This is a genomic window from Paraburkholderia diazotrophica (assembly GCF_038900755.1).
In the GTDB taxonomy this organism is placed as follows: Bacteria; Pseudomonadota; Gammaproteobacteria; order Burkholderiales; family Burkholderiaceae; genus Paraburkholderia; species Paraburkholderia diazotrophica_A.
This window is the reverse complement of sequence record NZ_JBBPEN010000002.1, coordinates 108650-128008: the sequence shown is the minus strand read 5'-3', so window position 1 is coordinate 128008 and position 19359 is coordinate 108650. Positions and strand designations below refer to the sequence as shown.

The window sequence follows — 19359 nt, the reverse complement described above, 5'->3', positions numbered from 1 at the left end:
TGGTGCGCGATGCCGCCTGTGGCGGTGCCAATGACACGCCGTCACGACGGCGCCGGAAGCGCCTGATAAAATGTCGGGCTTCCAGCGCCTCGCATCCCGCACTGCCATGCCCCGCCGCCAGAACCGACGCGTCGACGTTCGTCGCCACGCGCCATCGGGCAAATAGCGGGAATCCAGCGCACTCTCACGCAGCTCAGACCATGTTCAGCTTTTTCAAACGATTCAAGGGTTCGAAGACGCCCGACGGCACGCCTGAGGCGTCGCAGACCGATTCCGGCGACGACGTCGATACGCAGGACGCCGCCGCACCCGAAGCACCCGCCGTTTCTGGACCGCCCGCCGCTTCGTCGAAGCCCGCGCGTGACGCGCGGCCGGTGCCCGACTCGGCCGACGCGCCCGAATTCGACCCCGACTACGTGCCCAGCGCCGCCGACTTCGAAGACGCAGAGGAGGCAGTCGAAATCATCCCGCCGCCGCAACCCGAAGCGGCAGCGAAGCGCACATGGCTCACGCGTCTGCGGAGCGGCCTGTCGAAGACCAGTTCGAGCATCACGGGCATTTTCGTCGGCACGAAGATCGACGAAGAACTGTACGAAGAACTGGAGACGGCGCTGCTGATGTCCGACGCGGGCGTCGACGCGACCGAGTATCTGCTAGAAGCGCTGCGCGAAAAAGTGCGCGCCGAGCGCCTTACCGACCCGCAGCAGGTCAAGGGCGCGCTGCGCGCACTGCTCGTCGACCTGCTGAAGCCGCTCGAAAAGTCACTGACGCTCGGCCACTACCAGCCGACCGTGATGATGATCGCGGGCGTGAACGGCGCCGGCAAGACGACGAGCATCGGCAAGCTGGCGAAGCACATGCAGAACTTCAACCAGTCCGTGCTGCTGGCTGCGGGCGATACGTTCCGCGCCGCAGCGCGCGAACAGCTCGCGATCTGGGGCGAGCGCAATAACGTGACGGTCGTGCAGCAGGAAAGCGGCGATCCCGCTGCCGTGATTTTCGACGCGGTCGGCGCGGCGCGCGCTCGCAAGATCAACGTGGTAATGGCGGATACGGCCGGCCGTCTGCCGACGCAGCTCCATCTGATGGAAGAGCTGCGCAAAGTGAAGCGCGTGATCGGCAAGGCAATGGACGGTGCGCCACATGAGGTGCTGCTCGTCATCGACGCGAACACCGGTCAGAACGCGCTCGCGCAAGTCAAGGCATTCGACGATGCGCTGAAGCTCACCGGCCTGATCGTGACCAAGCTGGACGGCACCGCGAAGGGCGGCATTCTCGCAGCGATCGCGCGGCAGCGGCCAGTGCCCGTGTATTTCATCGGCGTAGGCGAAAAAGTCGAGGATTTGCAGCCGTTCAGCGCCGAAGAGTTCTCGGATGCGTTGCTGGGTTGAGGTGTCAGGCCGCTAAGGCTGGTGATGCATCCGGCACCAAGGGCGTCATGTGTTCGCATGACGCCCTTTTTGTTGCGCTCACCGTTCGGGTATCGCGATAACAGGCCGCTCAAAGGCCTTGATTTATTCAGCGTCGGGCTGCACGCCGGGCTCCGCACGTGCGAACGCATCGAGCGTGTTCGCATATTCGCAGATGCGCTGGATAGTCGGATATGGGCTCATATCGACATTGAAGCGGGTCGCGTTGAACACCTGCGGCACGAGACAGATATCCGCCAGAGTCGGCGTGTCGCCGAAGCACAGCTTGCCCGCGCGCCCGTCCGCAACCAGATATTCTTCGAGCGCCGCAAAGCCCGAACTGATCCAGTGGCGATACCACGCATCCTTCACCTCGTCGTTCACGCCGACGGTGCGCTTCAGATACTTCAGCACGCGCAGATTGTTCAACGGGTGAATCTCACATGCGAGCTGCAACGCGATCGAGCGGACATACGCCCGGTCGGCGGGATTTGACGGCAGCAGCGGCGGTTCTGGATGCGTCTCCTCGATATACTCGACGATCGCGATCGACTGAGTCAGCACGGTGCCGTCGTCCACCAGCGTAGGCACGACGGCATCGTGATTGAGCTTGCGATATTCGGGCTTGAACTGTTCGCCGCCATCGCGCAGCATATGCACCGGCAAATACTCGTACGGCAGGTGCTTCAGGTTCAGCGCAATGCGCACGCGATATGACGCGGAACTGCGAAAGTAGCTATACAGCTTCATTGTGTTGTCCTCCCCAACCTCACTTCTACATCATCAAACGACGCGTACGCTGAACTCGCCCAACCCGTCCACGCCGCCTTTCATCAGATCGCCTTGCATGATCGCGCCGACACCTTCCGGCGTGCCCGTGAAAATCAGGTCGCCCGGTTGCAGCTCGAAGAAGGTCGACAGATACGCGATCGTCTCCGCGACTGACCAGATCAGTTGCGACACATCCGAACGCTGCTTCTCCTCGCCGTTGACCGTGAGCCAGATCGCGCCCTCGCCGACGTGCCCGACTTTCGACACGGGATGAATCGGCCCGAGCGGCGCCGACTGGTCGAAGCCCTTTGCCGTGTCCCACGGACGGCCCAGCTTTTTCGCCTCGGCCTGCAGGTCGCGGCGCGTCATGTCGAGGCCGAGGGCGTAACCGTAGACGTGGTCGAGCGCTTTATCGGCGGAGATGTTCTTGCCCGCCTTGCCGATTGCCGCGACAAGCTCCATCTCATAGTGCACATTCTTCGACTGCGCAGGATACGTGAATTCGCCCGTCGCGCCAGGCGCCACGTACAGAATGGCATCAGCGGGTTTCGCGAAGAAGAACGGCGGCTCGCGATCGGGATCGTGGCCCATTTCGCGCGCGTGCGCCTCATAGTTCCGGCCGACACAGTAAATGCGGCGCACCGCGAATTGATCGTCCGATCCGACGACCGGCACTGCCGTCACCGGCGCTGGCGCAAACACGTAACCCATTCCGTTCTCCGTCTTCTATTGGTTGAGCCGCCCGACGCGGCGAAGCATTGAGTGTAACGCGACACCATCACGCGCGTAGCCTGGCCGAATGGCCAGGTGGCGAGCCTCGCAGCCATGCTTTAACGTTCGATGCAGGCCGGCAATTTGCTCGAATTCTGGAGGCATGCGCAGCGTGCGATACTGGACTGAACCAGAACCAAACGGCCCACGCCACGCGATCCGCGCCCGCTCGCTCACGAGCCAATGCGAAGCCTCGTTGCGCGCTGTCTCCACGAACCGATTTGCCCGATGACCGATTTCACCGACACTGCCGCTCCTTTCCCCTGCGCCCGATTCATCAAGGAAATCGGGCGCGGCCCCAATGGCGCGCGCGCGCTCACACCCGGCGACACGCATGCGCTCTACGCCGCGATGCTCGACGGCCGCGTGTCCGACCTGGAACTGGGCGCGATTCTGCTCGCGTATCGCGTGAAAGGGGAATCCGCCGATGAGCTGGCCGCCATGCTGGCGGCAGCCCATGCGTCGTTCGCGCCCGTCAACGTGACGCACGACGTGCATCAGGCCGTCTCGATCCCGAGCTACAACGGCGCGCGCAAGCAGCCGAACCTCGTGCCGCTGCTCGCGTCGCTACTCGCGCGCGAAGGCGTGCCCGTGCTGGTTCACGGCGTGACGGAAGACCCCGGACGCGTGACCAGCGCGGAAATCTTCGCCCATCTGGACGTCGCGCCAGCGCAAACGCACGCCGACATCGAAACGGGCCTCGCGATCCGGCGCATCGCATTCGCGCCCATCGAAACGCTGGCGCCGAAGCTCGCGCGGCTGCTGTCGCTGCGTCGGCGGATGGGCGTGCGCAACTCGACGCATACGCTCGTGAAGATCCTTCAGCCGTTCGCGCCCGCAGGTCTGCGGCTCGTGAACTACACGCATCCGCCGTACCGTGAAAGTCTGACGCAGCTATTCGTCTCGCATCCCGACGCGGCCATTGGCGGCGCATTGCTTGCGCGCGGCACGGAAGGCGAAGCGGTCGCCGATACACGCCGCCAGGTGCAGATCGACTGGCTGCACGACGGCATCTGCGAAACGCGCGTCGCCGCCGAGCGCTCGTCGCCGGGTGCGCCCGAAGTCGAACTGCCCGAAGGCCGCGACGCGCCTACGACGGCGGCGTGGATCGAGTCCGTTCTGCGTGGCGAAGCGCCTGTGCCGGCCGCGATCACGCGCCAGGTCGAGCTGATCGTCGACATCGCCAGGAAGGCCGCCTGATGGAGGCAAACAGCGGCTTCACGCAAGCTGCGAACCGCCGCGGATGGCCGCGGCGAGCGCACTCAGAAAAGCATCGTAAGGCCGCGGCGTGTTGACAGCCACGCGCGGCCTCGCTTACTCTTAAAAAATGCGTTCTCACCCGAACACCCTCCGAATTACCCTCGGCCGCCTAGCGCGGCCTCTATCGCTACGTCTAGCGTAAGCCAGGCGTAGCGCCGCACGCAGTCGTCAGAGCGGCTCGCGCGGTCCTCCGAAGCAGTTCCCATAGTTCCTGTTTCACCCCAGTCCGTAGTTCCTTCAAAACCTGTAGTCGTCTGTATTCGTCCGTTTACCGCTCGGACGAATCGCGAGGGTCAAATGCACGTTGCATGGGCTTCAGTACCGATCGTTGCCTTCGTCGTCGTCCCGATGACGTTCTTCGTCCGCGCCCGTTCGTTGCTCCCGCTAGCGCCCGGCTTGCGGGACGTGCATCCGTGGCAGCCCGCCAGCCGCTCGACGCCACATCACCCAGCACACGACTAAACGAAACGAACGAGGCTCACCATGTTGCGCAACCCTGCCGAGAAATACCGTCCCTTCCCCGCCGTCCGCCTGACGGGACGCAAGTGGCCCAGTCGCACGATCGAGCGCGCGCCCATCTGGATGAGCACCGATCTGCGCGACGGCAACCAGTCGCTGATCGAGCCGATGAGCATCGGGCAAAAGACCGAGTTCTTCGAGATGCTCGTCCTGATCGGCTTCAAGGAGATCGAAGTCGGCTTTCCGTCGGCGTCGCAAACGGACTTCGACTTCATCCGCAAGCTGATCGACGAAAAGCGCATTCCCGACGACGTGACGATCGAAGTGCTGGTGCAATCGCGCGAAGAGCTGATCGCGCGTACGTTCGAGGCGCTCCAAGACGTGCCGCGCGCGATCGTCCATCTCTACAACGCGATCTGCCCGTCGTTCCGCAAGATCGTGTTCGACCAGTCGAAGGAAGAGGTGAAGGCGCTGGCCGTCGAGGGCACGCGGATCATTCGCGAGCACGCCGATGCCCGCCCGCAGACGCACTGGACCTATCAGTATTCGCCGGAGACGTTCAGCATGACCGAGCTGCCGTTCGCGCGCGAAGTCTGCGACGCCGTCGCGCAGACGTGGCGCCCGACGCGCGACCACAAGATGATCGTGAATCTGCCCGCCACCGTCGAAGCCGCGACGCCAAACGTGTTCGCCGATCAGATCGAGTGGATGGATCGCAATCTCGGCTACCGCGACAGCATCGTATTGTCGGTGCATCCGCATAACGATCGCGGCACGGCCGTCGCGGCGGCCGAGCTCGCGTTGATGGCCGGCGCGGACCGCGTCGAAGGATGCCTGTTCGGCAACGGCGAGCGGACGGGCAACGTCGACATCGTGACGCTCGCGATGAACCTGTACACGCAGGGCGTCGACCCGAAGCTCGATTTCTCGGATATCGACGGAGTGCGGCGCGTGGTCGAGCGCTGCAACCAGATTGCCGTGCATCCGCGCCATCCGTATGCGGGCGATCTCATCTACACGGCGTTTTCCGGCTCGCACCAGGACGCGATCCGCAAGGGCTTCGCGCAGCAGAAGGCGGCCGCGGTGTGGGAAGTGCCATACCTGCCCGTCGATCCCGCCGACGTCGGCCGCAGCTACGACGCGGTGATTCGCGTGAACAGCCAGTCCGGCAAGGGCGGCGCGACGTATCTGCTCGAGCGCGGCATGGGCTTCGCGCCGCCGCGTCGCGTGCAGATCGAATTCAGCCACGCCGTGCAGACGGTTGCCGACCAGTCGGGCGAAGAAGTGACGGGCGACGCGATCTGCGCGCTCTTCGCGCGCGAATACTACGAGGCTGAAGGACCGGCGCAGCGCGTGAACGGATCGACGGTCCGCTGGAACAAGCGCGAGATCGGCGTGCCCGCGACGGCGGCGACGCGCGTCGACGGTCACGAGGCGTATGCAAAGGCTGTCGCGCAGGAAATGGCAGCGGCGGCGAAGCAGCCCATCGAAATCACGTCGTTCGAGACCGTGCGCACGACGGACGGGCGCACGGCGGTGTTCGTCGGTTGCCGTGTCGGCGAGCAGCCGATCAGGCATGGCGTCGGCGTCGCGGACGACCAAATGACTGCCGTCGTCGATGCCGTAGTCAGCGGCGTCAATCGAGCCGGATGGCCAACGGCGGACCGGCGCGTTGCTGCGTAGTAGCCGGACTGACGTAGAGACATCGGGACGGACACACGAGCGGGAACGCAGAAAAACGCCAGCGCCAACGGTTCGGATCACCGCGGCGCGCACGGGCCGCCCACGAGGCGGCGCCGTCAGGAACAGAGGGATCGCGGGATCCGCGTCACTCGATTGCGCAACGCGTCGCCTGCCAGGCGATCAGCCGCCACTTTCCGTCCTCTTGGGCCTGAATCGCGGTGTAAGCGATCGGAAAGAGCAGCGCGCCGCTGTTGGCCTCCATCTCGATCAACGCGCGTCCCGTGACTACGCACGTCTCGCGGCCGACGGGCAGCACGTCCTGAGACTGGATCTCGATCTGCCGATAGCGGCGGCGCCCGGCCGTGATCGCATCGATGAACTGCTGCTTCGACTCGCGCTTGCCGTTCGTGTGGACGTAAATGACGTTGTCGGAGAGCAGCGCGTCGAGCTGCTGCCCGTTGCCTTCGACCATCGCGCGAAAGCGATCGCGCTCCAGCCCGCGAATCGCCTCGATCACTTTTGCCGCCATCGCGTTCGCCCCCAAGGACGACAGCGCTCGCAACGGCGGCCGTCGTCAGAAGTTGTACTGCACGTAAACCTGGTGGAAATTTATACCAGGATTCGGCTCTTTGATACCGCCGTTCGAGACATGCTGAAAACGGTAGCCGAGCTGATACTGCTGATGCGAGCCGAATTGCGCGCCCGCGCCCACCATGTCGGCGAACTGGAACGCAGAGCCCATCGTGAAGGTCGAAGAGATTCGCGGACTGGTCAGCACGCGAACGCCGACGCCCGCCTCGACGAACGGCCGGAACGCTCCCGAGCCTTTGATGAACCGCACGACAGGCGTGACACCAAATTCGCCGATGTTGTCGTGGACGTTGCCTTCGTCCGTGTGCCACCACGCTGCGTGCGCTTCGCCGATCAGCGCGAAGTGCCAGCCGCCGATTTCCCACCACGTCAGGTTCGGGTCCCAGACGAAGCCCAGATCGAGCTTGCGTACATGATGATCGGCAAGAGCGCCCGTGATCTGCACGCCAAACTGGTCCGCGAAAGCCGGACCGCACACGCCCAAAAGCGCGGCCGCCGCAGCGCAACTGAGTACCAGACCACACCAAGCCTTGTTCTTTTCTTCCATCGTGTGTCCACTGAGATTTCAAGGGTCGAGCGGCAAAATCGCGCAGCAACATTTTAGAGACAGCAGCAATTATCGGACCCTTTAAAAACAACCAAAGAGTCGCAAATAATTGCTTCCGTTTCCGAAAAAATCTTACTGATGATTGCGATTTCCTGCTTCAGGCGATGGATGCTACGCGTTCGGTAGAGAACTAGCAGACGAGGTACAATGCTATTGACATGCGAGTTTCGATAGACAGTCGGGAACTTGGATGCCCCTATCGGCTCTAAGTATTAGCACTCAGCATACGAGAGTGCTAACATCCATCGTGGTCTGGCTTTGCCGGACTTTTGTCTGAATAAAGGAGTTTGCTACGTGAGCAACACATTGACCCTTCCGAGTACTCTGAGCCCGTCGTCGGCCAAGGCCGGTTCGGCAGGTGCGCTGACGCTCTCGCATGCTTCTCTTCTGCCCGGCCAACTGGGCAATATCGACGCCTACATCCAGGCCGTGAACCGGATTCCGATGCTGACGCCGGCAGAAGAGCGCCAGTTCGCCACCGAATACCGCGAGCACAACAACCTCGACTCCGCTCGCCGGCTCGTTCTGTCGCATTTGCGGCTGGTCGTGTCGATCGCGCGCAACTATCTCGGGTATGGTCTGCCGCACTCCGACCTGATCCAGGAAGGCAACATCGGCCTGATGAAGGCGGTGAAGCGCTTCGACCCGGAGCAGAACGTGCGCCTCGTGTCGTATGCGATGCACTGGATCAAGGCTGAGATCCACGAATACATCCTGCGCAACTGGCGCACGGTGAAAGTGGCAACGACCAAGGCGCAACGCAAGCTGTTCTTCAACCTGCGCAGCCACAAGCAAGGGTTGCAGTCGTTCACGCCGGACGAGATCGACGGTCTCGCGAAAGAGTTGAACGTGAAGCGCGAGGAAGTGGCCGAGATGGAAACGCGTCTGTCGGGTGGCGATATTGCGCTCGAAGGACAGGTCGAGGACGGCGAAGAAGCGTTCGCCCCGATCGCCTACCTGGCCGATTCGCACAACGAGCCGACGGCCGTGCTGGCTGCACGCCAGCGCGACCGCCTGCAAAGCGACGGTATCGCGAGCGCGCTGGAGTCGCTCGATCCGCGCAGCCGCCGCATCATCGAAGCGCGCTGGTTGCAGGTCGAAGACGACGGCTCGGGCGGCTCGACGCTGCACGAACTCGCCGATGAATTCGGCGTGTCGGCTGAGCGCATCCGTCAGATCGAAGCTAGCGCGATGAAGAAGATGCGCACCGCGCTGGCCGAGTACGCGTAACCTTAGAGAGAAACAGTCAGAGAAGCATCGGGCGGCGGAAAGCCGCCGCATCGAACCCGCACCAAGCCCTGCCTTTCGAAAGAAGGCAGGGCTTTTTATTTCCATCGTCGAAAGCTGAGTCACCGCGACTCGCCGCCGGGCACTCGCCTTGACCTGATGTGGAACCTGGCCTATTAGTGGTGAAGCATTGCCGGGCTCGCGACGCGATGACGCGCCTCCAACCGACAGACCATTCCTACAATCGTTATGCATGCGCCAGTGCGGCTGTGTGAGGCGCTGGGTCCTGCCGGAGCATCCGGCGCGATGTCGTTTCCAACCGATCATGGCCATAACGTTCAATCATAGGAATCCTTCACGCCGCGCCCCCGGCAGCCGCATCGTCGCGTGGGCCCGCAGCCCGACCTTCGCACGCGATATCGCTATCGTCCTCGCCGTCAAATTCGCGCTTCTGCTCTCGCTCAAGCTCGCATTCTTCGATCATCCGCAGGCGCAGCACATGTCGCTGCCGCCCGCCCAGGTCGCCCAGGCACTGCTTTCCGTGCCCGCCTCGCCCCCGTCCCAAGGTGACAACCATGCCCGCTAGCGATGTCGTCGACCTTTCACGTCTGCAGTTCGCCGTTACGGCCCTGTATCACTTTCTCTTCGTACCGTTGACGCTCGGACTGTCGTGGCTGCTCGTCATCATGGAGAGCGTCTACGTGATGACGGGCAAGCCGATCTACAAGGACATGACGCAGTTCTGGGGCAAGCTGTTCGGCATCAACTTCGCGATGGGCGTCACGACGGGGCTCACGCTCGAATTCCAGTTCGGCACGAACTGGTCGTACTACTCGCACTACGTCGGCGACATCTTCGGCGTGCCGCTCGCCGTCGAAGGGCTGATGGCGTTCTTTCTCGAATCGACCTTCGTCGGGCTGTTCTTTTTCGGCTGGAACCGGCTGTCCCGCGTCCAGCATCTGATGGTCACGTTTCTCGTCGCGCTCGGCTCGAATCTGTCCGCGCTTTGGATTCTCATCGCGAACGGCTGGATGAACAATCCCGTCGGCGCCGAGTTCAACTACGAAACGATGCGCATGGAACTGTCGAGCCTCTTCGCCGTGATCTTCAACCCGGTCGCGCAGGTGAAATTCGTGCACACGGTATCGGCAGGTTATGTGACGGCGTCGATGTTCGTGCTCGGCTTGTCGTCGTGGTATCTGCTCAAGCGCCGCGACACCGAGTTTGCGTTGCGCTCGTTCGCGATCGCAGCGGGCTTCGGACTCGCGTCAACGCTGTGCGTGATCGTGCTCGGCGACGAATCGGGCTATACGACGGGCGAAGTCCAGCAGATGAAGCTCGCCGCGATCGAATCCGAATGGGAAACCGCGCCGCCGCCCGCGTCGTTCACGATTTTCGGCATCCCGAATCAGCAGGAAGAGCGCACCGATTACGCATTGCGTGTGCCCTTCGCGCTCGGCATCATCGCGACACGTTCGCTCGACGAACCCGTCGTCGGACTCAAGGAACTAATGACGCGCAACGAAGCGCACATCAGAAACGGCATGATCGCGTATGGCGCGCTGCAAAAGATCAAGCAGGGCGATACGAGCGACCAAACGCGCGCCTCGTTCGACGCGCACAAGCAGGATCTCGGCTACGGCCTGATGCTCAGGCAGTTCACGGCTAACGTCACCGACGCCTCCGCCGATCAGATCAGGCAGGCCGCGAAGAAAACGGTCCCGCCCATTCTGCCCGTGTTCTGGTCGCTCCGGCTGATGGTCGGTCTCGGGCTGCTGTTCCTCGCGACATTCGTGCTCGCGTTCTTCTTCTGCGCACAGCGCACGCTGCTGCGCGACAACCGGCGCTGGTTCCTGCGCTGGGCCGTGTGGGCGATTCCGCTGCCGTGGCTGGCGGCGGAATTCGGCTGGGTCGTCGCCGAACTGGGACGCCAGCCGTGGACCATCGCGGGCATTCTGCCGACGTCGCTGTCCGCGTCGAGTCTGACGGCGAGCGATCTGTATCTGAGCCTTGCCGGTTTCGTCGTGTTCTACACCGCGCTCTTCATCATCGAGATCACGCTGATGTTCAAGTATGCGCGGCTCGGTCCGTCGTCGTTGCACACGGGCCGCTATCACCACGAGCGGACCGAGACGGCCACGGTCGGCGCGAACACGGCCGCATGAACGGCATCGAGACGCTTGCATCGAGGGATACCACGCCATGGATTACGCAACTCTCAAACTGATCTGGTGGGCGCTCATTGGGGTACTGCTGATCGGTTTCGCGCTCACCGATGGCTTCGACATGGGCGCCGGCATGCTGCTGCCGTTCATCGGCAAGACGGACGCGGAGCGGCGCATCGTCGTGAACACCGTCGGCGCGACGTGGGAAGGCAACCAGGTGTGGCTCATCACGGCTGGCGGCGCGATGTTCGCCGCGTGGCCGCTCGTCTATGCGGCGTCGTTCTCGGGCTTCTACTTTGCGATGCTGCTCGTGCTGTTTGCGCTGTTCTTCCGCCCCGTCGGCTTCGACTACCGGGGCAAACGCGATGACCCGCGCTGGCGCAGCGCGTGGGACTGGGCGCTGTTCGCGGGCGGCTTCGTGCCCGCGCTGGTGTTCGGCGTCGCGTTCGGCAATCTGCTGCAAGGCGTGCCGTTCGCGTTCGATCAGGAACTGCGCGTCACCTATCACGGCAGCTTCTTCGCGCTGCTCAACCCGTTCGCGCTTCTGTGCGGACTATTGAGCGTGTCGATGCTCGCGGCGCACGGCGCGGCGTTCGTGAAGATGAAAGCGGATGGCATCGTGGCACGGCGCGCGTCCGTCGCGTTGCGCATCGCGTCGCTCACCGCCGTCGCGCTGTTCCTGATCGCGGGCGTGCTGGTCGCGACGCTGATCGGCGGCTATCAGATCATCGACCCAGCCCCGTTCGATACCGTCGCGAATCCGTTGCTGAAAAACGTGATCGGCGCGCCCGGCCTGTGGCTCACGAACTATTCGCTGTATCCGTGGATGATCGCGGCGCCTCTGGCCGGCATCATCGGCGGCATGCTCGCGCTGGTGCTCGCGAACTCGCGCTTCGAGCGCACGGCGTTTCTGTCGACGTCGCTGATGGTGATCGGCGTCATTCTGACGGCAGGCTTCTCGATGTTTCCGTTCATCATGCCGTCGTCGCTGGATGGCCGCAGCAGTCTCACCGTCTGGGATTCGACATCGAGCCAGATGACGCTGCAGATCATGCTCATCGCGGTGATCGTGTTTCTGCCCATCGTGCTCATCTACACGAGTTGGGTGTATCGCGTGATGCGCGGAAAAGTGACCGCCGAAGCAATCGAGCAAAACCATCACTCGATGTACTGACGCACGACTCGCCAAGAGGAGCAAATCATGTGGTACTTCAGCTGGATTCTCGGGATTGGCCTCGCGCTCGCGTTCGGCATCATCAATGTGATGTGGCTCGAAGCGAATCATGCCGCTGATGTCGACGCGGGTGAGCGGTGATCTGTAGGGAGATGCATGCGGTGACGCCGTGAACAATCAAACTATGCGGCGAAAATGCTGGGCCATGACCGCAAGACGTTTGGGAACATGATCCATTCCATGAAAGGTGATCTTGACCTCCGCGGCGCCGATAGGCGATCGACATTTGGCGCATCGCGCCCGCAATCGTGACAGGGAGCAGTCGTAGCGGCTACCCGCTCCCACGCCCGCCGCCCTCGCGCAGTTGCGCTTCGCTTCGTTTGCTGTCGCGAACTCACGGCAGGACTTACTCCCGCAAGGTTGCACACGTGCCGGGCGCACAAAGCAAATCGGCGCCCCAAGGGGCGCCGATTTTTTATCGCAAAACACTCAGACTGCCAGGAACATCAAGCCGTAGCCGTCAAACGCGTCGACAGTTGCTGCGCGTAACGCTGCGCCGAATCGCCGACGACGATATGGAATGTATCCGTCGACACCCACGCGACGTTCAGCGTGTCGAGTCGCTGGCGATCGACAGCCGACGGATCGCGCACGACGATGCGCAGGCGCGTCGCCGCCACCGCTTCGAGCGAGGCGATATTCGTCGCGCCGCCGAACACGGCAAGCCAGCGCAGCGGGTCCGGATCGAGCGGACCATTGCCCGCCGCAGCAGAAGCATCGTCAGCCATAGCCGTGTTGCTCACCGAAGCCACTGACGAAGCCACTAACGACGCAGCCGACGAAGCAGCCGAAACGACAGCCGCCGTCGCATCGCCGCTCGCAATCGTCTCGCGGATTTCATCGGCGATGATGTCCGCTTCCGGTCCGATGATGACCTGCACAGCGCCCGCGCCGCGCTTCAGCACGCCGCGCGCGCCGATCGACTTCAGTTCGTTCTCCGACACCTTGTCCGAATCGACGACCGACAGACGCAGGCGCGTCGTGCATGCATCGACCACCGACAGATTCGCCGCGCCGCCCAACGCCGCGATATAGCGCTGCGCGCGCGTCGACGATTTCGCCGCCGCGCCTTCGACGGGCGCTACATAACCGGCCGACGCGTAGGAATCGGTGGCAGCATCAGCCGTGTCCGGCTCGCGGCCCGGCGTCGCCATGTTGAACTTGCGGATGAAGAAGCGGAACAGGCCGTAGTAGACGACGGCATAGGCGAGGCCGATGGGGATCGCTTCCCAGCCCTTCGTCGACAGGCCGTAGTTCAGCACGTAGTCGATCGCGCCCGCCGAAAACGTGAAGCCGAGCTTGATGCCGAGCGCCGAGCAGATCGCGAGCGACAGGCCCGTCAGCACCGCGTGGATCGCGTAGAGCACGGGAGCGAGGAACATGAAGCTGAACTCGATCGGCTCGGTCACGCCCGTCAGGAACGACGTCAGCGCCATCGAGAAGAGCAGGCCGCCGACCACCGCGCGGCGCTCCTTCGGCGCTTCATGGAACATCGCGAGACACGCGGCGGGGAGACCGAACATCATGATCGGAAAGAAGCCCGTCATGAACGTGCCCGCCGTCGGGTCGCCCGCGAAGAAGCGGTGCAGGTCGCCCGTCACGGCCGCGCCGCCCGGCGGCGTGAACGTGCCGAACACGAACCATGCGAGCGAGTTCAGGATGTGATGCAGGCCCGTCACGAGCAGCAGACGGTTCAGCAGACCGAACACGAATGCGCCGATCGCGCCTGCCGTCGTCAGCCAGTGGCCGGCGGCGTCGATTGCGCCCTGCACGGGCGCCCACGCGTAGCCGAAGACTATGCCGAGCACCAGACACGCCACCCCGGTGACGATTGGCACGAAGCGCTTGCCGCCGAAAAACGCGAGGTAGTCGGGCAGCTTGATGTCCTTGTACCGGTTGTACAGCATCCCCGCGACGATGCCGGCGATGATCCCCGACAGCACGCCCATGTTGAGCTTGTCGTTGATGTCCTTCATCACGGCAACTTCGATCAGATAGCCGATCGCGCCCGCCAGTGCCGCAACGCCGTTATTGTCCTTCGCGAAGCCGACAGCGACGCCGATCGCGAACAGAAGCGGCAGGTTGTCGAAGATCGCGCCGCCGGCGTCGGCGATCATCTTGATGTTGAACACATCGGGTTGACCCAGGCGCAGCAGCAGGCCAGCCACGGGCAGTACCGCGATCGGCAGCATCAGTGCGCGGCCAAGGCGCTGAATCTTCAGAAACGGATTTCCATCCATTGATACCTCCACTCCTTTGTCTCGTATGTGAGTCGTTGCTTTATTTGCAGGTTGAAAATGTCGAGCCGACGAGTTCCGCCCTTTCAGACCGGTTGCGACGCAAGCGCAATCAGTCTTGCGGCCAGAGTTCGCGGCTCAGGGCTCTTACCGCTTGTGCCGATTCGAGCGACAGAGCGTCCTGGGCGCGCTGACGGCACAACTGATAATCGAGTTTGCGCACACGCGCCTTGATGCCCGGCACGGACACGGGATCGACGGACAGTTCGCTCACGCCGAGTCCGACGAGCAGCGGCACCGCGAGCGGATCGCCGGCGAGCGCGCCGCATACGCCGACCCACTTGCCCTGCTTCTCCGCGCCCTGCACCGCGACCGAAATGAGGCGCAGCACGGCGGGGTGCAGACCGTCCGCCTGCGCGGCGAGATCGGCCTGGCAGCGGTCCATCGCGAGCGTGTATTGCGTCAGATCGTTCGTGCCGATCGACAGGAAATCCGCGTGCTTCGACAACTGATCGGACAGCAGCGCAGCCGACGGCACTTCGATCATCACGCCGACTTCGATCTTATCGGTGCGGCCGCTTTCGGCGGCGAGCTCGTCGATCCGCTTGCGCAGACGCACGAGTTCACCCACGTCCGTCACCATCGGAAACATGATGCGCACCTTCCCCGCCGGCTGAACGGCGAGCAGGGCGCGCAGCTGGTCTTCGAGGAGATCGGGGCGCACCTGCGCGAGACGGATGCCGCGCAGGCCGAGCGCCGGATTCGGTTCGGGCGGCAGCGTCAGATAGTCGACCTCTTTGTCAGCGCCGACGTCGAGCGTGCGGATGATGGCCGTGCGGCCTTGCAGCGCGTCGACGATCGATTGATAGCTCTGACGATGCTCGTCGACGGTCGGCGCCGCCTGGCGATGGATGAACAGCAGTTCCGTTCGCAGCAGGCCGACGGCATCCGCGCCGTTTTCGACAGCGGCTGTCGCGTCGTCGAGGGTCGCGATGTTGGCGGCCACTTCGATCGCGCGACCGTCGTTCGTCGCGGCCGCTTGCTGCGACGTGCGGCGATTCGCTTCGCGCACGCCGGCAAGGCGCTGACGTTCGGCGCGAGCGCGTTCGATATCGAGCGCGCTCGGCGCGTACTCGATACGGCCCGCCGTCGCATCGACCACGACCTGCGTGCCGTCGGCGATCGAATGCAGCGCGTCGCCCAGCGCGACGACTGCGGGAATGCCCGCCTGGCGCGCGATGATCGCCGCGTGCGACGTCGCGCCGCCGCGCGCCATCACGAGCGCCGTGACACGCGTGCGATCCAGCGACGACAGGTCCGACGGCGTGAATTCATCCGCGCTCAGCACGGCTTCGTCGGGCAGCGAGCGCGCAGCCACGTTCGAGTAGCCGAGCGCGCGAAGCACACGCTTTTCGATGTCGCGCAAGTCGGCGGCACGTTCGGCGAGCAGCGCATCGTCGACTTTCGACAGCACGTCGATCTGCGCGCGAATGGTCTCGCGCCACGCGAAGCCCGCGCTCTTTCCGAGGCTGATCAGGTCGCGCGCCGCGTCGATCAGCGTCGGGTCTTCGAGCAGCACGCGATGCACCGCGAAAATGCCCGCTTCGCCATGCGCGCCGCGTTGCGAAGCGTCGCGCACGGTCGTGTTCAGTTCGGCATCGACGGCGGCGAGCGCCTTGTCGAGTTGGCGGCTTTCGGCGGCGGGCGTGTTGGCCGTCGTCTCCGGCGGATCGATGTCGGCGTCATCCCAGCGCAACAGCTTGCCCACGGCAATGCCGGGCGCCGCGCACACGCCCGCGAGCGTGTTCGGCGCAATCGGCGCGCCGCCGGCTGACGGCACGGGCGCAGCCGCAACGGGCACGGGCGATATCTCGCGCGCCGGCTTTTCTTCCGCTTCGCCGTGCGCCTCGCGCGTCAGTTCGCGCGCGACGGCCTCGACGGCCGCCGCAGCCTGCGCGCCGATGCCGACGATCTCGACCGCCGCGCCCTGCCCCGCGCCCAGCCCCAGCAAACCGACGACGCTTTCGATCGCCGCCTTCTTGCCCTCGAAGCGGACTTCGACGCGCGCATCGAGACCGCGCGCCGCTTCGCGCGCACGCGCCGCCGGACGCGCATGCAGGCCGCCCGCATGCGTGAGCACGATCGATTGACGCGCTTCTTCGCTGACGCTCGATGCCGCGCGCGACGCCGCGACGGCATGACCGTCTCGCGCACGCAGCGTCAGCAGCGGCGATTCGCCTGCCTTCAACGTGCCGCTTTCGGCGCGCTCGACGATTTCGAACGCATCGGAATTCGCAATCGCGATCACCGACACGAGGCTCGGCGCGTTGCGCGCGACCGTATCCTGATCGAACTCGATGAGCACGTCGCCCTTGCGCACCTTCGCGCCCTGTTCGACCATCGGCGCGAAACCCTTGCCGTTCAGCTCGACGGTATCGATACCGATATGCAGCAGCACTTCGGCGCCTTCTTCCGTCGTGATCGTGACCGCATGGCCCGTGCGCGCCAGATGCATCACAACGCCGTCGCACGGCGCGACGAGCTTGCCTTCCAGTGGATCAATGCCGATTCCATCGCCGAACATGCCGCCTGAAAACACAGGATCGGGCACGCTCGCGAGCGGGACGACGGGCCCCGTCATCGGCGCCAGCAGAACAATTTGGCCTTCGGAATGGCTCTTCAAAACGGACTCCTCGACACGTCGCATCTGCATCTCTCGATCAATGAGTTTCGGTGACTTTCATCAGATGGCGCGGCGCATCGGGATTGCGTCCGCGGGCGGCGGCAAGGCCGGCAGCCATCACGTAGAAAGAAAGGATTGCGGCAATCGGATCGAGCGCGGCATGCTCCGTCGATACGAGCGGCAATGCGGCTTCGGGCACGTCGCCGGGCGCGGCGAGCAGCACGCGCGCGCCGCGCGCCTGCATGTCGCGCGCGAGTTGCAGCAGGCCCGCCTGCTCCGGCCCGCGCGGCGCGAACACGAGCAGCGGATAGTCGCGGTCGATCAGTTCCATCGGACCGTGACGCACTTCGGCGCTCGAAAACGCCTCGGCCTGAATGCCCGACGTTTCCTTCAGCTTCAACGCCGCTTCCTGCGCGATTGCGAGACCGAGGCCGCGACCGATCACGATCATCCGTTCGACGTCGCGCAGTTCGTCGACAGCCTTCGACCAGTCGAGCGCGCCCGCACGCGCGAGCGCATCGGGCAGCGACTTCAGCGCGCCGAGCAGCGCTTCGTCGTTTTGCCAATGCGCGACGAGTTGCGCAGAGACCGACAGCATCGCGATGTAGCTTTTCGTGGCCGCCACGCTCAGCTCGGGACCGGCGACAAGGGGCAGATAGAACTCGCATGCCGCTTCGAGCGGCGAGCCGGGCACGTTGACGGCAGCCACGGTCAGCGCGCCCGCGTCGCGCAGCGCCTGCATCGTGCCGACCAGATCGGGGCTCTTGCCCGATTGCGAAAAGCCGAGCGCAAGCTGGCCGCGCACTTTCAGCGGCGCCTGCTGGAGCGTCGCGACCGACATCGGCAGCGACGCGACGGGCAGTCCGATGCGGCTCATCGTCAGCGATGCGAAGTAACTCGCCGCGTGATCCGAGCTGCCGCGCGCGACCGTCAGCGCGACATGGCGCGGCTCTTGCGCGAGCCGTGCGGCGAGCGCTTCGACGCGCGACGTATCGTTGAGTTGCGCGGCGACCACGTCGGCGGACGCCAGCGCTTCCTTAAGCATATTCGACAATCGATTCTCCTTCGACGAAGGTCGCCGTCAGCGCCAGCTCACGGTCGAACACGACGACATCGGCCCACGCTCCACGTGTGAGACGGCCGCGGTCTTCGAGGCCCAGATAGTCGGCGGCGTAACGCGACATACGGTTTGAAACGTCGGCCATCGGCAGGCCGAGCGATACGAGGTTGCGCAGCGCCTGATCCATCGTCAGCGTGCTGCCTGCAAGCGTGCCGTCGGCCAGGCGAACGCCGCCGAGACACTTCGTGACGTGCTGGCTGCCGAGGCGGTATTCGCCGTCGGGCATGCCCGTCGCCGACGTGCTGTCCGTGACCACGTAGAGACGCGGAATCGCGCGCATCGCGGCGCGGATCGCGCCCGGATGGACGTGCAGCAGATCGGGGATGATTTCCGCGTACTCGGCATGCGCGAGCGCCGCGCCGACCATGCCCGGATTGCGGTGATGCAGCGGCGACATCGCGTTGAACAGGTGCGTGAAGCTGCGCGCGCCGTGCTTCATCGCGGCGACGGCGTCGTCGTAGGTGCCGAGCGAGTGGCCGAGCTGCACGCGCACGCCGCGCGCGGCGATCTCCGAGATGATGTCCATGTGGCCGGAGATTTCCGGCGCGATCGTGACGACGCGAATCGGTGCGATCGACAGATACTTCAGCACTTCGTCGAGCACCGCCGACACGGCCGCGTCAGGCTGCGCGCCGAGCTTGCCGGGGTTGATGTACGGCCCTTCGAGATGCACGCCGAGCACGCGCGAGCCGCCGGGCACGCGGTTGCGAGCGACGTCGCCCAAGTCCGCCACGACGCTCATCAGTTCGTCGCGCGGCGCGGTCATCGTCGTCGCGAGCAGGCTCGTCGTGCCGTAGCGCGCGTGCGTGCGGGTGATCGCCTCGATCGCGTTGCCCGCTTCCATCACGTCGGCGCCGCCGCCGCCATGCACGTGCAGATCGATGAAGCCGGGCAGGATGTACGGCGCGTCGTTCGTCGACGGATCGACGGCGTCGCCCTTGATAGCCGTGATGCGGCCGTTCTCGAATTCGATCGTGCCGTGGATCCAGCCTTCGGGGGTGAGTATGTTTCCGGTCAGCATGAGTCTCTCTGATGTTGCGTTATCCAGTGCGTGACTGATTCGTGCCGCGTGGGTTTCGTGCGTCCTGCTGTTTTGCACGTCGTGCATCGAGCCCGCTTTCATTCGCGCTTTCGTCGCCGTG

Annotated in this window: 16 protein-coding genes; 8 read left to right on the top strand and 8 right to left on the bottom strand. The window is 64.2% G+C overall.

Annotated features, from left to right (window positions below; all coding sequences use genetic code 11):
* Window positions 1–200: 200 nt before the first annotated feature.
* On the top strand, window positions 201–1391 hold the full coding sequence (ftsY, locus tag AABE10_RS05885; protein ID WP_342932371.1) for a signal recognition particle-docking protein FtsY: 1191 nt from the start codon (window positions 201–203) through the stop codon (window positions 1389–1391).
* A 123-nt stretch (window positions 1392–1514) separates the two neighbouring features.
* Here the strand turns inward: ftsY and maiA are convergent, their stop codons facing one another.
* Together maiA and AABE10_RS05875 are read right to left on the bottom strand one after the other, a co-directional pair.
* Complete coding sequence (maiA, locus tag AABE10_RS05880) at window positions 1515–2159, bottom strand: maleylacetoacetate isomerase (RefSeq protein WP_342932370.1); 645 nt, start codon at window positions 2157–2159, stop codon at window positions 1515–1517.
* Window positions 2160–2192: 33 nt separating this feature from the next.
* Window positions 2193–2891 (bottom strand): fumarylacetoacetate hydrolase family protein, encoded by a 699-nt coding sequence (locus tag AABE10_RS05875; protein ID WP_342932369.1) that lies wholly within the window; start codon window positions 2889–2891, stop codon window positions 2193–2195.
* A 288-nt stretch (window positions 2892–3179) separates the two neighbouring features.
* Here AABE10_RS05875 and ybiB point away from each other — a divergent pair, with 288 nt between their 5' ends.
* Entirely contained in the window at window positions 3180–4151 is a 972-nt protein-coding gene (gene ybiB, locus AABE10_RS05870) for a DNA-binding protein YbiB (protein ID WP_342932368.1), read from the top strand.
* Window positions 4152–4694: 543 nt separating this feature from the next.
* Window positions 4695–6353: a 2-isopropylmalate synthase gene (gene leuA, locus AABE10_RS05865; RefSeq protein ID WP_342932367.1), complete on the top strand. Its 1659-nt coding sequence runs from the start codon at window positions 4695–4697 to the stop codon at window positions 6351–6353.
* Window positions 6354–6498: 145 nt separating this feature from the next.
* Here the strand turns inward: leuA and AABE10_RS05860 are convergent, their stop codons facing one another.
* Together AABE10_RS05860 and AABE10_RS05855 are read right to left on the bottom strand one after the other, a co-directional pair.
* On the bottom strand, window positions 6499–6882 hold the full coding sequence (locus AABE10_RS05860) for a nuclear transport factor 2 family protein (protein ID WP_087734154.1): 384 nt from the start codon (window positions 6880–6882) through the stop codon (window positions 6499–6501).
* A 45-nt stretch (window positions 6883–6927) separates the two neighbouring features.
* On the bottom strand, window positions 6928–7491 hold the full coding sequence (locus AABE10_RS05855) for an acyloxyacyl hydrolase (protein ID WP_342932366.1): 564 nt from the start codon (window positions 7489–7491) through the stop codon (window positions 6928–6930).
* A 354-nt stretch (window positions 7492–7845) separates the two neighbouring features.
* Here AABE10_RS05855 and rpoH point away from each other — a divergent pair, with 354 nt between their 5' ends.
* From rpoH to cydX, 5 genes are all read left to right on the top strand, one after another.
* Window positions 7846–8781, top strand: coding sequence for an RNA polymerase sigma factor RpoH (gene rpoH / locus AABE10_RS05850; protein WP_342932365.1), 936 nt, complete (start codon window positions 7846–7848; stop codon window positions 8779–8781).
* Between the two features lie 322 nt (window positions 8782–9103).
* Window positions 9104–9364 (top strand): cytochrome oxidase putative small subunit CydP, encoded by a 261-nt coding sequence (cydP, locus tag AABE10_RS05845; RefSeq protein ID WP_342932364.1) that lies wholly within the window; start codon window positions 9104–9106, stop codon window positions 9362–9364.
* On the top strand, window positions 9354–10943 hold the full coding sequence (locus tag AABE10_RS05840; RefSeq protein WP_342932363.1) for a cytochrome ubiquinol oxidase subunit I: 1590 nt from the start codon (window positions 9354–9356) through the stop codon (window positions 10941–10943). Before cydP ends, AABE10_RS05840 begins: the two co-directional genes overlap by 11 nt.
* Window positions 10944–10980: 37 nt before the next feature.
* The gene (gene cydB, locus AABE10_RS05835) at window positions 10981–12117 is read left to right on the top strand and encodes a cytochrome d ubiquinol oxidase subunit II (protein WP_342932362.1); all 1137 of its coding nucleotides are present in this window, start codon (window positions 10981–10983) and stop codon (window positions 12115–12117) included.
* A 27-nt stretch (window positions 12118–12144) separates the two neighbouring features.
* Window positions 12145–12258, top strand: coding sequence for a cytochrome bd-I oxidase subunit CydX (gene cydX, locus AABE10_RS05830; RefSeq protein WP_342932361.1), 114 nt, complete (start codon window positions 12145–12147; stop codon window positions 12256–12258).
* Between the two features lie 365 nt (window positions 12259–12623).
* Here cydX and nagE read toward each other — a convergent pair whose 3' ends face one another.
* The 4 genes from nagE to nagA form a co-directional block, all read right to left on the bottom strand.
* Entirely contained in the window at window positions 12624–14417 is a 1794-nt protein-coding gene (gene nagE / locus AABE10_RS05825) for an N-acetylglucosamine-specific PTS transporter subunit IIBC (protein ID WP_342932360.1), read from the bottom strand.
* 109 nt (window positions 14418–14526) lie between these two features.
* Window positions 14527–17121 carry a phosphoenolpyruvate--protein phosphotransferase gene (ptsP, locus tag AABE10_RS05820; protein WP_342932359.1) on the bottom strand — a complete coding sequence of 865 codons (2595 nt, stop codon included), beginning with the start codon at window positions 17119–17121 and terminating at the stop codon, window positions 14527–14529.
* 13 nt (window positions 17122–17134) lie between these two features.
* Window positions 17135–18142 carry an SIS domain-containing protein gene (locus tag AABE10_RS05815; protein WP_342933072.1) on the bottom strand — a complete coding sequence of 336 codons (1008 nt, stop codon included), beginning with the start codon at window positions 18140–18142 and terminating at the stop codon, window positions 17135–17137.
* A complete protein-coding gene (gene nagA, locus AABE10_RS05810) occupies window positions 18135–19238 on the bottom strand; it encodes an N-acetylglucosamine-6-phosphate deacetylase (protein WP_342932358.1) in 1104 nt (367 codons plus the stop codon). The genes AABE10_RS05815 and nagA overlap by 8 nt, the downstream gene beginning before the upstream one ends.
* Between the last annotated feature and the right edge of the window lie 121 nt (window positions 19239–19359).

Excerpts from the sequence above, each read along its gene's own strand:
- ftsY (WP_342932371.1), top strand. The coding sequence starts at position 201 with ATGTTCAGCTTTTTCAAACGATTCAAGGGTTCGAAGACGCCCGACGGC.
- nagA (WP_342932358.1), bottom strand. The coding sequence starts at position 19,238 with ATGCTGACCGGAAACATACTCACCCCCGAAGGCTGGATCCACGGCACG.
- cydX (WP_342932361.1), top strand. The coding sequence starts at position 12,145 with ATGTGGTACTTCAGCTGGATTCTCGGGATTGGCCTCGCGCTCGCGTTC.
- nagE (WP_342932360.1), bottom strand. The coding sequence starts at position 14,417 with ATGGATGGAAATCCGTTTCTGAAGATTCAGCGCCTTGGCCGCGCACTG.
- cydP (WP_342932364.1), top strand. The coding sequence starts at position 9,104 with ATGGCCATAACGTTCAATCATAGGAATCCTTCACGCCGCGCCCCCGGC.
- AABE10_RS05875 (WP_342932369.1), bottom strand. The coding sequence starts at position 2,891 with ATGGGTTACGTGTTTGCGCCAGCGCCGGTGACGGCAGTGCCGGTCGTC.
- AABE10_RS05855 (WP_342932366.1), bottom strand. The coding sequence starts at position 7,491 with ATGGAAGAAAAGAACAAGGCTTGGTGTGGTCTGGTACTCAGTTGCGCT.
- AABE10_RS05860 (WP_087734154.1), bottom strand. The coding sequence starts at position 6,882 with ATGGCGGCAAAAGTGATCGAGGCGATTCGCGGGCTGGAGCGCGATCGC.
- leuA (WP_342932367.1), top strand. The coding sequence starts at position 4,695 with ATGTTGCGCAACCCTGCCGAGAAATACCGTCCCTTCCCCGCCGTCCGC.
- ptsP (WP_342932359.1), bottom strand. The coding sequence starts at position 17,121 with ATGCGACGTGTCGAGGAGTCCGTTTTGAAGAGCCATTCCGAAGGCCAA.
- AABE10_RS05815 (WP_342933072.1), bottom strand. The coding sequence starts at position 18,142 with ATGCTTAAGGAAGCGCTGGCGTCCGCCGACGTGGTCGCCGCGCAACTC.
- cydB (WP_342932362.1), top strand. The coding sequence starts at position 10,981 with ATGGATTACGCAACTCTCAAACTGATCTGGTGGGCGCTCATTGGGGTA.
- AABE10_RS05840 (WP_342932363.1), top strand. The coding sequence starts at position 9,354 with ATGCCCGCTAGCGATGTCGTCGACCTTTCACGTCTGCAGTTCGCCGTT.
- ybiB (WP_342932368.1), top strand. The coding sequence starts at position 3,180 with ATGACCGATTTCACCGACACTGCCGCTCCTTTCCCCTGCGCCCGATTC.
- maiA (WP_342932370.1), bottom strand. The coding sequence starts at position 2,159 with ATGAAGCTGTATAGCTACTTTCGCAGTTCCGCGTCATATCGCGTGCGC.